The organism is Pseudomonas sp. UBA5706 (assembly GCF_002419965.1).
Classification (GTDB): Bacteria; Pseudomonadota; Gammaproteobacteria; order Pseudomonadales; family Pseudomonadaceae; genus Aquipseudomonas.
The window spans coordinates 28,112-46,608 of sequence record NZ_DIHC01000006.1; the positions used below are offsets into that span (position 1 = coordinate 28,112).

General features: G+C 57.8%; 12 protein-coding genes. 6 read left to right on the forward strand and 6 right to left on the reverse strand.

Annotated features, from left to right (window positions below; genetic code table 11):
- Positions 1–84 precede the first annotated feature (84 nt).
- The 5 genes from B3I26_RS03055 to B3I26_RS03075 form a co-directional block, all read right to left on the reverse strand.
- A complete protein-coding gene (locus tag B3I26_RS03055) occupies positions 85–7,479 on the reverse strand; it encodes a neuraminidase-like domain-containing protein (protein WP_296254973.1) in 7,395 nt (2,464 codons plus the stop codon).
- Positions 7,480–7,765: 286 nt separating this feature from the next.
- A complete protein-coding gene (locus tag B3I26_RS03060; RefSeq protein ID WP_296254976.1) occupies positions 7,766–8,101 on the reverse strand; it encodes a DUF6124 family protein in 336 nt (111 codons plus the stop codon).
- A gap of 581 nt (positions 8,102–8,682) precedes the next feature.
- Positions 8,683–9,873 (reverse strand): methionine adenosyltransferase, encoded by a 1,191-nt coding sequence (gene metK / locus B3I26_RS03065; protein ID WP_296254977.1) that lies wholly within the window; start codon positions 9,871–9,873, stop codon positions 8,683–8,685.
- A gap of 20 nt (positions 9,874–9,893) precedes the next feature.
- Positions 9,894–10,889 (reverse strand): ArsR/SmtB family transcription factor, encoded by a 996-nt coding sequence (locus tag B3I26_RS03070; RefSeq protein ID WP_296254979.1) that lies wholly within the window; start codon positions 10,887–10,889, stop codon positions 9,894–9,896.
- Positions 10,890–10,912: 23 nt separating this feature from the next.
- A complete protein-coding gene (locus tag B3I26_RS03075) occupies positions 10,913–11,176 on the reverse strand; it encodes a hypothetical protein (RefSeq protein ID WP_296254981.1) in 264 nt (87 codons plus the stop codon).
- Here B3I26_RS03075 and tkt point away from each other — a divergent pair.
- The 6 genes from tkt to fba all read left to right on the forward strand — a co-directional run bounded on the left by tkt (position 11,145) and on the right by fba (position 17,405).
- A complete protein-coding gene (gene tkt, locus B3I26_RS03080) occupies positions 11,145–13,142 on the forward strand; it encodes a transketolase (RefSeq protein ID WP_296254982.1) in 1,998 nt (665 codons plus the stop codon). The two genes, B3I26_RS03075 and tkt, sit on opposite strands and share 32 nt — an antisense overlap.
- 166 nt (positions 13,143–13,308) lie before the next feature.
- Positions 13,309–14,358, forward strand: a complete 1,050-nt coding sequence (epd, locus tag B3I26_RS03085; RefSeq protein WP_296254983.1) for an erythrose-4-phosphate dehydrogenase — start codon at positions 13,309–13,311, stop codon at positions 14,356–14,358.
- Positions 14,359–14,375: 17 nt separating this feature from the next.
- Positions 14,376–15,539 (forward strand): phosphoglycerate kinase, encoded by a 1,164-nt coding sequence (locus B3I26_RS03090; protein ID WP_296254984.1) that lies wholly within the window; start codon positions 14,376–14,378, stop codon positions 15,537–15,539.
- A 26-nt stretch (positions 15,540–15,565) separates the two neighbouring features.
- A complete protein-coding gene (locus tag B3I26_RS03095) occupies positions 15,566–15,793 on the forward strand; it encodes a hypothetical protein (protein ID WP_296254986.1) in 228 nt (75 codons plus the stop codon).
- 99 nt (positions 15,794–15,892) lie between these two features.
- Entirely contained in the window at positions 15,893–16,216 is a 324-nt protein-coding gene (locus tag B3I26_RS03100; RefSeq protein ID WP_296254988.1) for an MliC family protein, read from the forward strand.
- 124 nt (positions 16,217–16,340) lie between these two features.
- Entirely contained in the window at positions 16,341–17,405 is a 1,065-nt protein-coding gene (gene fba, locus B3I26_RS03105; RefSeq protein ID WP_093468420.1) for a class II fructose-bisphosphate aldolase, read from the forward strand.
- Positions 17,406–17,557: 152 nt separating this feature from the next.
- Here the strand turns inward: fba and B3I26_RS03110 are convergent, their stop codons facing one another.
- Complete coding sequence (locus B3I26_RS03110) at positions 17,558–18,034, reverse strand: thioesterase family protein (protein ID WP_296254990.1); 477 nt, start codon at positions 18,032–18,034, stop codon at positions 17,558–17,560.
- Positions 18,035–18,497: the final 463 nt, after the last annotated feature.

Genomic DNA, 18,497 nt, shown 5'->3' on the forward strand with positions numbered 1-18,497 from the left:
AGTGCACCTAGGGCGTGGCGGGTGAGCAGCACAACGCAAACGCCCACGGCGATTCATATCGCCGTGGACGCAGCCCTGTCAGTGTCAGGAGGTTTTTGCCGGCGCATCGGGTTTAGCAGGCCGCTTGTGCAGGTCCTTGATGTGTTTTACGAAATCACTTGTACCGGCCAGTGAGCTGTAAACCAGGTTGATCTGGATATCCTTCACAACCGGATTGGCGCCAGTGATCAGTAACTTGGCCATATCGCTATCAGGAATTTCCAACTGCCACTGCGAAATCGCCCCGGTCCCTTCAAAGGGCAGATAACGGCCGTCGTGGAACATCAATTCATAGACCCAATCGCCCGGCCCATAGCCCAGCCCGTCCTCCTGTACTTGCGAAGACAGTGCGATCTGCTGCTGCGCCCGCAGATTACGCTTGATGCTCTCAGGTGGTGGCGTTTTGCCTTCGCTGTATAAGTAGTCGGCGCCTTGCAGATCTGGCTCGACCAGCGTCATGTTGGCTGCTTGTGTAAGGATGGCGGACAACTCCTCCAATTGTTGCCCCGACTCCATGACCAGTGACACCGACACGTGCTTGAGCTGACGCAGATAATGACCGGGGTAGTTTTTATCGAACTCGCTGGCTGCAAACCCAAACGCCAGTGAGTCGCCCTGGGCAAGCGTTTTGACGTTGTCCGTCCAATTTTTTTCCCCCAGCAGCTTCCTGAGGCTGAAGGTTTTCTTGATCGTCAGTCGCCGTTCGTTGGCCAGCAAGCAGGCATTTTCCATCTCCTGCAGGTCGACCAACAGCGATTCGCCCGCCAGCATGCCTTTGTAGGAATCGCTCCAGGCACTGGTTTTAATGAACGCCTCGCGTTTGTAGTCGCCGATTTCATAACGCCAGGCCGCTTCCACGCTCAGGCACAGCGACAGCACGGCGTCGTAGGCTGCGCCGTAGAGCAGCTCCTGACGCGCGACGAGCCAGTTGTAGATCGGGATGATGGTGAAGCCGGTGGTCATAGCAACGTAGGCTTCCTCCAGGTTTTTCCGTTCTTGTCGGGCTTGTTGCAGGCTGATAGTGGAAGCATTGAGTTCAATATTGGTTTCCGTGATTTGCTGATCGATCAGTCTCATGTCCCATTCGGCCTGACGCATATCGAACGTCCATCCGGTGGCACGACGTTCGTACCCAGACTCGGTTTGAAGCTGATTGGCCAGGAAGCTCAATGCCGTGCTGGACATCGACATGGCTTTCGATCCCATTCGAGTAAGCTCGGCAGGCCGAGTACCCCCCACAGCCATGCCCAGGATGGTGGGCACCACGCCATCGATGCCTCCGGCAACGATCTCGGCGGGGATGGCCGCGTACTTGAGCACGCCTGCTGTCCAGGTCATTGCTGTCGCGGCTTCCTCTCGGGGCGACCGTCCAATTTCCAGCAAACCGGCCCAATGATTCTTTCTGAATTCAGCAGCCTCAAGACTCAATTCAAGTTCACGTTTTTTTGCCTTTATGGAATTTATGTTTTCTTTACCTAATTGCAGGGTGAAGTCGGACATCCTGATTTCCTGAGCCTTGAATAATACCGACAGCGATGTATTGAACTCATCTTCCATCAACTTCATATAATGCCGGCCCATATCCAGCAACTGCTGGGCAGCGGCACGGGCTGCGGGCAGCAACTGGCGGAAACGGTAGGCCGGAACCGGTGCGCGGTTGCTGTTGTAAGTGCCGGTGATGATGCTCAGCCCACCTTTTGCGGAAGCAAACGGGTCACCTCCTTCGTCGCCCCAGCCCAGGTTTGGCAAGGCCTTGCCGTCTAGGGTCAGGCCATGGCGCAGGTTGTACAAACGCCGTTCGAGGAGTTTCCTGGCCTCGATCACCCGCTGGTTGACTGGCATGCGGAAGCTGTTTTCGCTCGCCTTAGCCAAAGGCACCGGGCTCCAGCGCGACACGGCAGCGCGCTCCGGCAGCGGGCCGATCAATTTCAGTGCCTGCTGATAGCACAACCAGGCGTGATTGAGGCTGCTGAGGGTCAGCTGCCGATAATAGTGGTCGCCTTGGCGCTGCCAGTTTTCCACCAGGTCCAGGAACACAGCCTGCCGGTAATAGCGCGACAGGATGAAGGCCCGTGCAATAGGGTCCACGGACTTGCGCAGTTCGGAAGTCAGGCTGCCCACCTCCGCCAGTGGCCGGGTGTTCCAGTAAGCAGGGCGGCCATCCTCCCCGGGCAAGGCGCGGTAAGGGTCGAACAGGTAATGCAGGTACCAGCTTTCTGCTTCTTCGAACTGCTGCTGCTCGGTAAGGCGGCTGGCAATCAGCGCCGGCAGGTGCAGGAACAATTCACGGAAGTACAGACCATTGGCTCCGTGGAAATCAACGCGCGGGTTGGGCTCAGCCTCGTCGATGGTCGGTTCCTTCAACGTTTGAGTGTCCCAACCCAAGGCACGTTCAACGCCTTCACTGGCACGGGCTACCAGTTGTTTGCCAAACAGAGTATTAAGGCGAACGCTATTGGATGGAAGTTTGGGGAGAGTTTTGTTTGCCGATCTCAGATCGAGAAACTGGGCCTGTTCAGTGTTTTTAACGATCATCACATCCCAGAATTCGTCCGTGTCGCTGGTTAAAAAGTTAAAGATAATTTTCTTTTCAAAGTCCCTATCATTAGAGCGGTCTTTTAGGAAGAAAGTATAATCTCCTTGTTTGTCAAAGGTAAAATCATAAGTGTGTACTGCTATCACATGGTCTTCCCTTATTATTAGGCTAACTTTCAATGCCTCTAAGCGGTCGTTGTCGGGCCTTTTTACCATAAGTGCAGCATTATTATGCAGCGGCGGGAGATTGGCCTTAATAATTGCTTTTTTAAGCTGTGAGTCGGTAATTTCTATGGTAAGTGTAAAGAGTTCCAAGGAAAAATTTTCATCAATCGGACTTTTGGATCTTGCTGTATAGACCGTATTGCTAATCTGTTTTATAAATACTACCTGGCCGTCAAATGTGTGCTGAACTTTTCGTATGTCTTTATACGACTTAAATACAGTCATTACGAAGCTGTCTTTGCTGTTTTTTTTGTTTTTGATATCCTTTGGTATTGGTTTTTTCTCAATCAGCAATAAATCCCTTGCCTCGAAAAAGTAATCATCGTTCAGCGTTCCTAATCCCTTACCTTCTCTCTTGCAGTTATAAAGGATTACGGTAAGCCAAGGATCAGTGGCGCGTGCGCCCTCCATGTCTACGAAAACAATAAGGCCTGGAATATACGTGTCGTCTTTTAAATAAGCGTTGGGTTTGTTGTTTGCGTCCTTGTCAGCCAAACGCTCACCGTTTTCTGTACCGTCCAGACACAGTAATTCGTTGGCCGTGCTCCAGAATCCGTCGCTTTGCCGATAAGCATATTGCACAGAGAGTTTCCTGAACTTGGTAGGCGTCTGGTTTTTCTCATCGGCACTGGGCAGGCCTGTGACGCCTCGTTCCACCCAGAACACATAGGGCCGGCCGGCAATGATCACCGGGCGGATAGCGTCGCTGGTGTGAGGGATTGTGATGGTTTTGGACTCCTGCTTCCCATCGGCATTTGTCACTGTTGTTACCACCGGCTCGTCATAACTGCTCTGCGCGATCTGCCCGCTTACCGGCAGCGTGATCTTTTCCCACTCACTCCAGGCGAGCGGGCTCAGGCGTTGCCGATCATCGCGCAGGCCCATGTCCACCGAGCGCCAGTAATATTCCGCTGGCGAGGTGTTGGTCTTACCGATCAGGTGATAGGTATCGTTTTTCGGGTCGTGGCCGTCCAGGTAGCCACTGACAATCTGCAAGTTGCTGAGCTTCTCGAACTTGGTCAGGTAGTTGCACACAGCCGTGTGCAGCAGTTCTGTGTCTAGCTTGCCCTGATTGACCTCAACTTCCAGTTCCTGAAAGGCAGCGGTCTTGTTTGGACGATTAGCGTAATAAATCAGGTTTTCCGGGTGATTGAACTGGGCCTGCCATTCTTTCCATGTGCCGTAGTGGCTCAGGTAGCGCTGCCATGCACTGTCGGCCCCGCCCGGGAAAAGACTGGCGCTATAGCCGGGCTCCAAATGGGAAAACAACCGATGCAGGTAATGCTGCAGGCTTGCGACGGCCTGGGTGATGGCAGTCGTGTCTCTGGCCTGCGAAGTCACGCTGACATCGGTGAGGAAATAGCTGGACAGGTCATCGACACTGATCAAAGCGGCTTGACGACCGGCATCTTTCGGCACCCACTCGCTCAGCAGATAATCCACCAGCGCATCACGCCACTTTACTTGCAGGCCAGGCTCGATGGCTTCTCGTGCCTCATCAGTGCAGGCGCCGAGCAGTAACAAGCCGGCGGTATGAAACGCTGCATAGCTGGACGCTTCATCAAGCCATGAGACGCCCAATAGCGATTGGCAAGAAAGGCCTGTAGTGGCACTTAGCGACCGCAGGCGTAGTACGACGTCGATATCACGCATTGTTGTAGGTACACGAGCATCACCTTCTTTAGCGAACACAGTGGGGGCATCTGTTGTTGGCGTTGAAGTGTCAGGTGGCTCTTCAACCGGTGCGCCAATCATTCTCATTTCCAGAGGTTTTGGAAGTACTGGAGTTTTGCCGCTTGCTTTTATTTCCTCAAACAGTTTTGCCCAATATTTCGGATCATAATCAGCTTCGTTGTATTGCTCTGGCGTTAAAAGCAGTGGGCCTGGGTTCTCGGACAAGAATTTTTTGAATTTTCTATTAGTCCCGTCAACTATTGGAGAGTAACTGTGATGACCGTGATCAAAAAAAGATGACAGTAATGCGCTTGGCATAAAGATCTTTGATTTCTGATCGCTGTATGCCTTGATCTCGTCTGCTGTTAGCCAAGTAATGAACTCGTCCAGCGTCCCACTTTTCTTCGCAGGTTCCTTGGTTTTAACGGTATTCTTTTCTGGTTTCCGTGTTGTGGAGGTAGATACCATGTCATGCGGCAGTGCTAATAACGTCTCTTGCATATCCCAACCAATAAACTTCCCAAGCTGACTGGCTGCGGCCTCGACCGCTGCGGGTTCATTACTTGCACGCAGGCTCGACAAATAGCCAAGTGCATTGCCTTCATCAAACCCGTTTTCACGACAGATGCCGATCCAGGCACGGTAGCGTGTGATTTGGTACAGCAAAGCCAGGTTCAACTCGTTCGAGATGGGAGATTGAGTGTTGTCGTTTTTAAAGGCGAACCATTGCGGATGCTCTATCAGTGCCTCAAGCCCCGCCGGGCTTAAACCGGTGAGGCTGATCGCGAGCGTGTAGCGCGCCATGTCGCTCCACAATGCGAAGGAGCGAGTGCGTTGTGCCTGGTTCGCAGGTACAGGCACCAGCAGGTCTGAAAGCAGGTCAAGGGGGCTTCTTTTAATCCATCTCAGCAAGGCCAGCGCATAGCTGGACGCAAGGCTTGGCTCCAAACTGTTGGCGAACATGCGCTTAAAGACGTCCTTGGCCAGGTCTTCCTGCTTGATGCGGGCGTTGGTCAGCTCCGTAGCCAGTGCCTGGGCCAAGTCGGCGGCGTCTCCCGCGTTTTTCTTAAGTTTTCCCCTGAGCAGGTCGACCAGCTCATTCCGTAATGTGGGCTCCGCCGGAAGGCGGGGTTTGATCAGGCCGTTTTTATCGAGGTAGTCCTCGAGTACCGTCAGCCAGGTGCTGTTTTTTGCTTCAAACGCTTCATTGGCTTTCGGAACGCTGCGGATGTTTAGCTCTGAAAGGCAGGTGCCCGCAACGTCAGGTGGGGCTTCACCCAGCACTTTTTCGCGTGCCGCTTCGATCTGATTCAACACCTGATCCGAGGCTTTGGGTGCGCTCAACAGTGCCAAAACTACCGAAGGCGTCAATTCATTGCGGCGCAACCAGCGTTCGGCGTTGGCCAGCGCCATGAGTACGTCAAGGATGTCTGCCTTGTCCGGGTCGTCGCTGATCTGCCCCTTGCCAGCCACGATGCCCTGCACCTGGTCGTTACCGAGGGTCAGCAGGGCAATCAGGTTGGCGCCTTCGTTCGCACTCAAGCGCAGCAGGCGTGGCAGGCGGCTCAGACGATAGAGTGAAGACAGTAACGCCAGCGATCGTTTGGGCTTTGTTTGGCCAAGTGCCTTGGTGACCTGTTTCAGATAATCATTGGCCACCTGTTCGCTCAAGCCAAGCGCCCTGCACAAGCGCCCCATCGTCGAGCTGGCGGCGCTTTTGCCATCGCCGTCAACCTTTTCAGCCGGGTCGAAGGTGCCATCATCGATGCTCAGCCTGTCGTCGATTTCCGCCAACTGGCCGCTGCCAGGGCCGTCCAGCACGCGGTCGAGCAACGGCACCTTGTCCCCGACGGCATAGGGCGACACTTCGTGGATCAGCGCGGCGAATTGCTCGACCTTAACGTCGTAGGCTTCATTGAAGAAGCGGAAGACCCCGATTGCCCGCAGGGTATTGGCGGTGATGTGGAAGTCTTTGGTCTGACCTTCAGCGCGCAGGGCTGACATCAGCAACAAATCGGTTTCGGCAAAGGACAACTCAAGCGCATGCGCCAGATGGATGAGTTTATGAATCCGGGCGTAGTGGGCGGCGGTGGCGTCCGTGATCTCCAATTGGATGCCGGGGCCTGACAGGGTGTCTCTGAGCGAAAGGCTCTTGGATTCGCCATTGTTGATGAACACCGCGCCGTAATGTTTACCGTCCGCCGTTTTGCTGCCGGCCACCTGGTAAGCGGTGGACGTTTTGACGCTGGTTACCCCTTTGCTGGCGCCGTCGTCGACGCCCGCAATGGCCAGCAAGTCCAATACGTCCTCGGGTTTGACCCCTGTTTTCTGGCAGAAAAATTCGACGCTATTCAACTTACTGGCTGCCGATGCATTACTTCCGGTCGTGCTGAAGCGGGTAGCTAAAAAGTCCTCTCTATCGTTCAGGTCATCGTCCTGCAGCAGTTTTTGCAATGCCGGGCTGAAACCGGTTGCGGTGCGCATGATCTGCCGCAGCTCATCGGTACGCAGGTTGCCATGGCAAAAATCGGGGAAGCTGTATTCGGATTGTTGCAGCAGGTCGAACAGCGACAGCTCCTTGTGTCGCAACACGGCCTGGATCTGCGCCAGGGGATAGTGAAACGGCAACCCGACACGCTGCTGCGCCTTGCTGACTGCTTCGGCCAAGGGCGTATTCTGTCCTGCATGGGCCTGCGCCTGGCGGGTGAGGGCGCTGATTGCCAACGTCAAGGCAGGGATCTGTTTTTCCAGGCCCTCCTGATTCAGCAGCAGCTCACCAATGTCGGGTCGGCGTTGCGCCAGCGTAAAGCGTTCGCTCGATTCTTTTGGTGCCCTCCGACCTGGCCTGGTCGCTTCCAGCGCCAGTGCTTGTTGATACAGGGCATGCAGGTAGGCGACCGGGCCACTGTTGGCCTCCAGTGCATCGGGTGCACACCTGTCGGCCAATTGTTCGGGAAAGAGCGTGGCGTAGGTGGCGGCGGCGGGCGTGTTGGTAGTGCTTGGCATGGCGGATTCTTCCTTGATTCAGAGAGTTGGCGCAGGTGGGGCCAAGACGCGTCGCGGCTGAACCGCATTGCTGACGCTGGTTGAAAATTGCGACCTGTTCGGGTCTTCTGAAAAGGCTAGCCGCTCTATGGCGGGCGTGAAGGCCCCGTGCTAGAAGGGTTCGAGATAGGGTGAATCGCGAATCGCTATATGTTGGCTGCGTGAGCCTCAAAAGGGGCGCGCAAAAAAATGCCCCTGACAACGTGCTGTGTCAGGGGCATTTTTTGCGCTGGGCGGCTATGGCTTTTTAGCAGGCCGGATCGCTGGACGGGCGCGTTCGGGGGGGTTGGGACTCGCGTAAAACATCGCCCAGGCCGGCAATCGATGCATCCAGCAGCGCCTTGGCGGCTTCGATCTGGTGCACCACGGCTCTGGCCAGGGGGCGGAATTCCGGCGGGGTGTTATCCGCTGATTCATAGGCAGTGGCGGCGGCGCAGTTGAGGTATTCGCTTACAAGTGTGAGGGCGTCTTCAACATGGATGCCCGGTTGCACGGTGAACAGGTTCTGGCTGCCGATATTGAGCCCGAAAGGGGTGGATCTTGTGACGGGTATTTCGGGGGGATGCGGCGTGGATCGAATCATTGTGAATCCTCTTGGAATTGAGCCGATACCCCTCGCTGTCAATCAAAAGGTGGCGGCTGTACGCGGGTTGACAGACCAGTCCAAGAGCAAGCTGGCGCACACAAGTGTGCCCCACTAACAGCCGCCATAGCGCACCTACAGGCATGAGCGCTGCAGATGTTTGCTGGCGTTGCGCTAAAGGAATCGGTCTGTCAAAACCGGTCGCTGGAATCAGCGACGCGAAAGAGGGTAAGCCGAGAACGATAGAGCCGCAACGCGCGCAGGAGAATAGCGGTAAATTTCAGACGCGTCCTACATCGGTGTGTCGTTTTTATTCGTGAATGTGTCTGGAATAAACATTTTGCGACTCATTACAACGCCGCCGACTGCATCAATGCGGCAGATGTTTCAGGCCACGAAACGCTTTCGACTGTTACGTCGCATCGCGAATGAATTCGCTCTCACGGGGCTTTTCATCGGTCTTCCGATAGTTGCAGGCTGCTGCTTCTCGCGGCGAGGGCTGCCGAGTGCACGTTCACAAAAAAGCCCCTGACGATTTTCATCGGCAGGGGCTTTTTCTTACGTCGTTTCCCTATCGGGCGTTACAAACCGGCAGCAGCACGCAGGGCGTCGGCGCGGTCGGTTTTTTCCCAGGTGAACGTGGTGAAGGTGTCGTCGCCCACGGTCTTGGTTTGCGGCGTGCGCCCGAAGTGGCCGTAGGCTGCGGTTTCCTGGTACATCGGGTGCAGCAGGTCGAGCATCTTGGTAATCGCGTACGGACGCAGGTCGAAGTGCTCGCGCACCAGTTGAACGATCTTGTCGTCGCTGATCTTGCCGGTGCCGAAGGTGTTCAGCGAGATCGACGTCGGTTGCGCAACGCCGATGGCATAGGAGACCTGAATCTCGCAGCGCTCGGCCAGACCGGCCGCAACGATGTTCTTGGCAACGTAACGCCCGGCGTAGGCCGCCGAACGGTCAACCTTGGACGGGTCCTTGCCGGAGAACGCGCCGCCGCCGTGACGGGCCATGCCGCCGTAGCTGTCGACGATGATCTTGCGACCGGTCAGACCGCAGTCGCCTACCGGGCCACCGATGATGAACTGGCCGGTCGGGTTGATGTGGAATTGGGTGTCCTTGTGCAGCAGCTCGGCAGGCAGCACGTGCTTGACGATCAGCTCCATCACGCCTTCACGCAGGTCGGCGTAGGCCACTTCCGGGTTGTGTTGGGTCGACAGCACGACCGCGTCGATACCGACCACGATGCCGTTTTCATAGCGGCAGGTGACCTGGGATTTGGCGTCCGGGCGCAGCCATGGCAGCAGGCCCGATTTGCGGGCTTCGGCCTGACGGTGCACCAGCTGATGCGAGAACGCGATCGGCGCGGGCATCAGCGCTGCGGTTTCGTTGCTGGCGTAGCCGAACATCAGGCCCTGGTCGCCGGCGCCCTGATCTTCAGGCTTGGCGCGGTCAACACCCTGGTTGATGTCGGGCGATTGCTTGCCAATGATGTTCATCACGCTGCAGGTTGCGCCGTCGAAGCCGACGTTGGAGCTGGTGTAGCCAATGCCGCTGATCACGTCACGAACGATCTGCTCCAGGTCGACCCAGGCACTGGTGGTGACTTCACCGGCAACGATCGCAACGCCGGTCTTGACCAGGGTTTCCACCGCAACACGTGCGTGTTTGTCCTGAGCAATGATGGCATCCAGCACTGCATCGGAGATCTGGTCGGCGATTTTGTCCGGATGCCCTTCGGACACGGACTCGGAGGTGAAAAGGGAGTATTCGCTCATCTCGACGGGTTTCCTGAGTGTTACCGATGGTGAGTGTCGCCAGCCGGTCGCTGAAAATGGCGGACCTGGATCTGGAAACCATTACGTAAACCTATGTACAGACTTTCCCCGGGGACCAGCCCCGCAGCGATGGCCCAACGGGCCAGATCTTCCTGTTCGAAGCCCAACCAGAGATCGCCACAGGCCTCCCTGGCCCAGCTCTGGTCATGGCTGCATAACTCTGTGACCAACAGGCTCGCGCCCGGTTTCAGCAGGTTGGCCAGCTGTTTGAGTGCTTCGGCTGGCGCCGCAAGGTGGTGAAGCACCATGTTCAAGACGATGCAGTCACCCTGAACATTAGCGTCGGACAGCGCATCGGCCAGTTTCAGCTCCACGTTGTGCAATGCCTTCTGCTTACAGAGGCTGCGCGCCAGATCGAGCATGGCCGGGCTGTTGTCCAGCCCCGTGACATGTTGAAAGCGCTGCGCCAGATCAGGCAGAAAACCACCGTCACCGGGGCCGACTTCCACTGCGGTGGCGTCGGCGTCGAAGCTTAGTTTGTCCAGCAGCGACAACAGGCTGTCGCGGTACTGGGGCAGTCCTGCGATCAGGTCCTGCTGGGCACGAAACTTTTGCGCAGTGCGTGCGAAAAAGTCCTGACTGGCGTTGGCGCGCTGACGGTGTACCAGGCCAATGCGGGCCTGAACATCGTCTGGCAGGCAGAGGCCATCGACCTCTTCGAGCAGCGCCGCATGAAGCTTGCCGCCGGTCCGTTCGGTGTGGGGCAGGGCGCGACGATAAAAGATCGCGTTGCCTTCGCGGCGTGTGGCCACCAGATCCGCCTGGGCCAGCACTTTGAGGTGGTGACTCATGCCTGATTGACCAATGGCGAAAATCTGCGCCAGTTCCAGCACGCCGAACGAATCGTTGAACAGGGCGCGCAGCACGTTGAGCCGCAGCGGGTCGCCACCCGCCTTGCATAAGGCAGCCAGTTCGTCGCTTTGATCATGCTCAAGGGCCGGCGCGCGTAGATTCATAGGGTTGGCAGTCTAGTTAGCGACTAGGGTTGTCGCAAGATCAATATCAAAAAGTTTTGATATTGGCTCAGGTGACAACCGGCAGGCGCCGCTATTTTGCCGTTTTCAGGCTTGGGCTCGGCGTGCTGCACGAAAAAGCGCCGATAGCGGGTGAAAAATACGCTGAGGCGTGATCTGTCATTGCCCCGAAGCAGTGCCTGAGGGAAAATGGCCGCCTTTTTCAGATCCACTTCTTTCAGCCTCAGGAGATCAGCGATGCCAAGCCGTCGTGAGCGTGCCAATGCCATTCGTGCACTCAGCATGGATGCCGTGCAAAAGGCCAACAGCGGCCACCCCGGTGCCCCGATGGGCATGGCGGATATCGCTGAAGTCCTTTGGCGCGACTACCTGAAGCACAACCCGAGCAACCCGATGTTCGCTGACCGTGACCGGTTCATCCTGTCCAACGGCCACGGCTCGATGCTGATCTACTCGCTGCTGCACCTGACCGGCTACGACCTGTCCATCGACGACCTGAAGAACTTCCGTCAATTGCACAGCCGCACGCCGGGCCACCCTGAATACGGTTATACCCCGGGCGTTGAAACCACCACCGGCCCGCTGGGTCAGGGTTTCGCCAACGCCGTCGGTTTCGCTGTCGCTGAAAAGACCCTGGCTGCCCAGTTCAACCGCCCAGGCCATGACATCGTTGACCACCACACCTATGTGTTCATGGGTGATGGCTGCATGATGGAAGGCATTTCCCACGAAGTCGCCTCGCTGGCGGGCACTTTGCGGCTTAACAAACTGGTTGCCTTCTATGACGACAACGGCATCTCCATCGACGGTGAAGTCGAAGGCTGGTTCACCGATGACACGCCCAAGCGATTCGAGGCTTACGGCTGGCTGGTGATCCGCAACGTCGACGGCCATGACGCCGAAGAAATCAAGACTGCCATCGACACCGCTCACAAGAGCGACAAGCCGACGCTGATCTGCTGCAAGACCACCATCGGTTTCGGCTCGCCGAACAAGCAGGGCAAGGAAGAGTGCCACGGCGCACCACTGGGCAACGATGAAATCGCCCTGACCCGCGCTGCGCTGAAATGGACCCACGGTCCGTTCGAAATCCCGGCCGACATCTATAAAGAGTGGAACGCCAAGGAAAAAGGTCTGGCGACCGAAGCCGAGTGGGATCAGCGCTTCGCTGCCTATTCCGCTGCATTCCCTGAGCTGGCCAACGAGCTGATCCGTCGCATGAGCGGCGAGCTGCCAGCCGACTTCGCCGAGAAATCCGCAGCGTACGTCGCTGAAGTCAATGCCAAGGGCGAGACCGTTGCCAGCCGCAAGGCGAGCCAGAACGCACTTAGCGCCTTTGGCCCGTTGCTGCCCGAATTCCTCGGTGGCTCGGCTGACCTGGCCGGCTCCAACCTGACCATCTGGAAAGGCTGCAAGAGCATCTTCGCTGATGACGCCAGCGGCAACTACCTGCACTACGGTGTGCGTGAGTTCGGCATGGGCGCGATCATGAACGGTATCGCCCTGCACGGCGGTTTTGTGCCGTACGGCGCGACCTTCCTGATCTTCATGGAATACGCCCGCAATGCCGTGCGCATGTCGTCGCTGATGAAAAAGCGCATCATTTATGTGTTCACCCACGACTCCATCGGTCTGGGCGAAGACGGCCCGACTCACCAGCCGATCGAACAGCTGACCAGCCTGCGCACCACGCCGAACCTGGACACCTGGCGCCCGGCCGATGCCGTGGAGTCGGCAGTGGCCTGGAAGCACGCGATCGAGCGCAACGACGGTCCGTCGGCGCTGATCTTCTCCCGGCAGAACCTGCAGCATCAGGCACGCGATGCGCTGCAACTGGAGAACATCAACCGCGGTGGCTATGTGCTGCGCGACTGCAATGGCGAGCCGGACCTGATCCTGATCGCAACCGGGTCGGAAGTCGGTCTGGCCGTTCAGGCGTTCGACAAGCTGACCGCTGAAGGCAAGAACGTGCGCGTGGTTTCCATGCCGTGCACCAGCGTCTTCGAGGCTCAGGATGCGCTGTACAAGCAGTCGGTCCTGCCAGTGGAAGTCAGCGCGCGCATTGCCATCGAAGCCGCACATGCCGACTACTGGTACAAATACGTGGGTCTGGAAGGCCGCGTGATCGGCATGACCACCTTCGGCGAGTCGGCCCCTGCGAACCTGCTGTTCGAAGCGTTCGGCTTCACGCTGGAGAACATCCTTTCCACGGCTGAAGAGCTGCTGGAAGACTGATTACGGTCGCAAGCGGTTGCAATACTGTGGGAGCGGAGTCATCCGCGAGGGCGTCGCAACGGACGCCAGGGCCAGTGCGGTGTGAATCAAGTTCACCGCATCGACCCATTCGCGGATGACTGCGCTCCCACAGGTTCTTCATGCAGTTCAAAATCCCGAGAATCCCATGCCTCAGCCCCGCCCTTATAAAGTCGCCCTTAATGGTTACGGTCGTATCGGCCGCTGCGTGCTGCGCGCGTTGTGCGAGCGGGGCGCGAAGGCGGGGTTTGATGTGGTGGCGATCAACGATCTGGCCGACATGGCCAGCCTCGAATACCTCACGCGCTTTGACTCCACACATGGCCGGTTTCCCGGCGAAGTTCGGGTCGAAGGCGATTATTTGCACATCAACGATCACGTCATCAAAGTGTTTCGCAGCGCGACGCCGGAAGGCATCGACTGGGACGCACTGGACGTCGATCTGGTGCTCGAATGCTCGGGTGTTTATAACAGCCGTGCCGATGGCGAGCGTTTCCTGGCAGCACGCGCGCCGCGGGTGCTGTTTTCCCAGCCGATGGCCAGCGAAAGCGATGTCGATGCCACCATCGTCTACGGCATTAACCAGCAAACCTTGACCGGTGCCGAGCGTCTGGTCTCGGCTGCATCCTGCACCACCAACTGCAGCGTACCGTTGCTGGACTTGCTCGATCGCGAGCTGGGGCTGGAGTACGTCACCATCACCACGATTCACTCGGCGATGAACGACCAGCCGGTGATTGACGCCTATCATCATGAAGATCTGCGGCGCACACGCTCGGCTTTTCAGTCGATCATTCCGGTGTCCACTGGTCTGGCGCGGGGCATCGAGCGGTTGCTTCCGGAACTTGCAGGCCGAATTCAGGCCAAAGCTGTTCGAGTGCCGACGGTGAACGTCTCGTGCCTGGATATCACGCTGCAGGTCGCCCGTGATACCGATGCACTGGAAATCAACCGCATCCTGCGCGCGGCTGCCACCGGCGGCCCGCTCAAGGGGCTGCTGGCCTATACCGAATTGCCCCACGCCAGCTGTGATTTCAACCACGACCCGCATTCGGCGATCGTCGATGCCAGCCAGACACGGGTTTCCGGGCCTCGCCTGGTCAATGTCCTGGCCTGGTTCGACAACGAATGGGGTTTTGCCAATCGCATGCTGGATGTCGCCGAACACTACCTGCACAGCATCCATAAACAACAGTAATAAACAGGGAACGCCTCATGACCGTGTTGAAGATGTCCGACCTCGACCTGCAAGGTAAGCGTGTACTGATCCGCGAAGACCTCAACGTCCCGGTCAAGGACGGTGTCGTCACCAGCGACGCACGCATTCTTGCTTCGCTGCCGACCATCAAGCTGGCGCTGGAAAAGGGCGCAGCCGTCATGGTCTGCTCGCACTTGGGTCGTCCGACCGAGGGCGAATTTTCCGCCGAGAACAGCCTCAAGCCGGTTGCCGAGTATCTGAGCAAGGCGCTGGGCCGTGACGTGCCGCTGGTCGCTGAGTACCTGGACGGCGTGGACGTCAAAGCCGGCGACATCGTGCTGTTCGAAAACGTGCGCTTCAACAAGGGTGAGAAGAAAAACGCCGACGATCTGGCGCAGAAGTACGCAGCGCTGTGCGATGTGTTCGTGATGGACGCCTTTGGCACCGCTCACCGCGCCGAGGGCTCAACCCATGGGGTTGCCAAATTCGCCAAGGTCGCTGCGGCCGGCCCGTTGCTGGCCGCCGAGCTTGATGCGCTGGGCAAGGCGCTGGGCAACCCTGCCAAGCCGATGGCCGCCATCGTTGCCGGTTCCAAGGTGTCGACCAAGCTGGACGTGCTCAACAGCCTGAGCCAGATCTGCGATCAACTGATTGTGGGCGGCGGCATCGCCAATACCTTCCTGGCGGCGGCTGGCCACCCGGTCGGCAAGTCGTTGTACGAACCGGACCTGCTGGACACTGCGCGCGCCATTGCCAAAAAAGTCAGCGTGCCTCTGCCGGTGGATGTGGTAGTCGCCAGCAAGTTTGCCGAAGATGCCGAGGCGACCGTCAAACTGATTGCCGACGTGGCCGATGACGACATGATTCTCGACATTGGCCCGCAAACGGCGGCCCAGTTCGCGGATTTGCTGAAGTCTTCCAAAACGATTCTGTGGAACGGTCCGGTTGGCGTGTTCGAGTTCGACCAGTTCGGTGAAGGCACCAAGACGCTGGCCAAGGCGATTGCCCAAAGCCCGGCGTTCTCCATCGCGGGCGGTGGCGATACGCTGGCTGCTATCGATAAATATGGTGTGAAAGAGCAGATTTCGTACATTTCCACCGGCGGCGGCGCCTTCCTCGAATTCGTCGAGGGCAAGGTGCTGCCTGCCGTGGAAATTCTGGAAAAACGCGCCAAGGCCTGATCCAGGCCGGCGTGAAGGGGAATGAAATGGTCAAGCCATTACCGCTGTTGATTATGGCGGGTTTGTTGGTTGGCTGCGCAAGCAAGCCCGAAGCTCAGACGGCGCAGAGCAATGCGCCCGAACCGCTTCAGGTGAGCTGCTATCAAGCTGGCTGGCAGGCGGAAACGGTACCGATCGTTTACAAGCGCGGCGGTCCTGAGGTTTGGGAAAAATACGAGTTCATGCCCGCTGTGGGGCCGGTAGCCTGTCGCTGAGCCTGAACGGACAGCGCACGCGAACATCTGAAACAGAACTTCCCCTGGATATCGAAGCGTTGTCCGACTACGCGCTTCGCAGGGGATCGGGGAGTGGTAATGAAACGCTTGATTGCCCTTGCGACACTGATGCTGCTGGGCGGTTGTGCCAGCATGAAGTCGTCTGAGCCGGTTGCGCCCTGGACCCATTGGGTCTGCGACAGCAAGGCACAGGTTTACTGGCGCTATGTCGATGCTGCGAAAAAGCAGGTTGACGTACGCCTGAACCAAAGCGAGCAGGAATTCCGTCTGCAGGCCGAACCCGGTGCCTCGGGCTCGCTCTACAGCAACGGCGTCCTGGCGTTTGACAACAAGGGCAGCGAAGGCCTGGTCTACTGGGACGCTACCAACGATTTGATCGGTCGCGGATGCAAGGCGCCCTGACGGGCCGGGCATTCAGACCGATGCGGCACCGGGCGGTGACTGAGTCGTACGCCCTTATAATTTGAATAGCCGCCGTTACGGCAGGCACACGCGATCAACGACCCTACCGGGAGAGAAAAAGACAATGGCACTTATCAGCATGCGCCAGATGTTGGACCACGCCGCCGAATTCGGCTACGGCGTTCCTGCATTCAACGTGAACAACCTGGAACAGATGCGCGCCATTATGGAAGCGGCCGACAAGACCGATTCCCCGGTGATCGTTCAGGCATCGGCCGGTGCGCGCAAATACGCAGGCGCTCCGTTTCTGCGTCATCTGATTCTGGCGGCGATTGAAGAGTTTCCGCACATTCCGGTGGTCATGCACCAGGATCACGGCACCAGCCCTGCGATCTGCCAGCGTTCGATCCAGTTGGGCTTCAGCTCGGTGATGATGGACGGCTCGCTGCGCGAAGACGGCAAAAGCCCGGCGGACTACGAGTACAACGTACGCGTGACCCAGGAAACCGTCGCCATGGCGCATGCTTGCGGTGTTTCCGTTGAAGGTGAGCTGGGCGTTCTGGGTTCGCTGGAAACCGGCATGGCCGGTGAAGAAGACGGCGTGGGCGCCGAAGGCCAGCTGGACCACAGCCAGATGCTGACTGATCCGGAAGAAGCAGCCGACTTCGTCAAGAAGACCCAGGTCGATGCCCTGGCTATCGCCATCGGCACCAGCCACGGCGCGTACAAGTTCACCAAGCCGCCTACCGGCGACATCCTGGCGATCGAGCGTATCAAAGAGATCCACAAACGCATCCCGAACACTCACCTGGTGATGCACGGTTCTTCGTCGGTGCCTCAGGAATGGCTGAAGATCATCAACGAGTTCGGCGGCGACATCAAAGAAACCTACGGTGTGCCGGTCGAAGAAATCGTTGAAGGCATCAAGCACGGCGTGCGTAAGGTCAACATCGACACCGACCTGCGTCTGGCGTCCACCGGTGCCATCCGCGAGTTCATGGCCAAAAACCCGAGCGAGTTCGACCCACGCAAGTACTTGGCGAAAACCGTTTCGGCCATGCGCGACGTGTGCATCGCCCGTTACGAAGCTTTCGGCACCGCCGGCAACGCTTCGAAGATCAAACCGATCTCCCTGGAGAAGATGTTCGAGCGTTATGCCAAAGGCGAGCTGAACGCCAAGGTTAACTGATCGTTTTTTGATCAAATGGCCGTTAAGAAGAAGCCCGCAGTGATGCGGGCTTTTTTGTGGGTGTCTTTCGGCATTCGTTCTGTCCTTGCCCGGCATGCCGGCAGTGCTAGCTTCACAAGCGCTAGCGCCCGCAAAGCGCGCGGCTAAGGGCTCTATTTTCCGGGCAGGCCAATGGTTCGACCTGTGTACGCCGGTGCTGGCTGATCGCTTTGCGCTTCGGTGAGCAAGCGCAATGCTTCTAACGATTGCTCACTGAACGGCGCGGACTTTGGCCCGGCGGTTAGAGCCACGTGTAATAGCATTTGCTCACTGGCTGCCAGCGCTTCCTCACCGCCCGCTTTGTACAGGCTGTGATAGAGCCGCACCCGCTTGCCGTCATGGGCGACGACCTGGGTGCGTACTTCTACCTGCTCGTCGAGTTTGACCTCATGCAAGTAGACAATGTGTGCCTCCAGGGTGAACAGCGAATGCCCACTGGCATCGCGGTCGTCGCTGGCCAGACCGATGCGGTCCATGAAGGCGTCAGTGGCGTAGCTGAAGATCAGCAGGTAGAAGGCATCGCGAAGATGGCCGTTGTAATCGACCCAATCGGCGAGGATCGGGGTTTGGTAAGTGATCAGGGCAGGCATGGGGCATTCCAGATTATGTGGTTTGATCGTACCCACGCTCTGCGTGGGCACGCCTGGGGTGACGCTCTGCGTCGTAGGGACGCGGAGCGTCCAGAGCTGCATTCCCACGCGCAGCGTGTGGAACGATCAGGCGGTGGCGGGTTGGCGATCATCCTCAAACGCCATCCCATGTGGATTGATCGTACCCACGCTCTGCGTGGGCGCGCCTCGGGCGACGCTCTGCGTCGTAGGACGCGGAGCGTCCAGAGCTGCATTCCCACGCGCAGCGTGTGGAACGATCTTCGGTGTATGGTTGGCGATCATCCTCAAACGCCTTGCCAATGCTTGGAAGTGATCAGTGCAGGCATGGGGCATTCCAGATTATGTGGATTGATCGTACCCACGCTCTGCGTGGGCACGCCTGGGGTGACGCTCTGCGTCATAGGGACGCGGAGCGTCCAGAGCTGCATTCCCACGCGGAGCG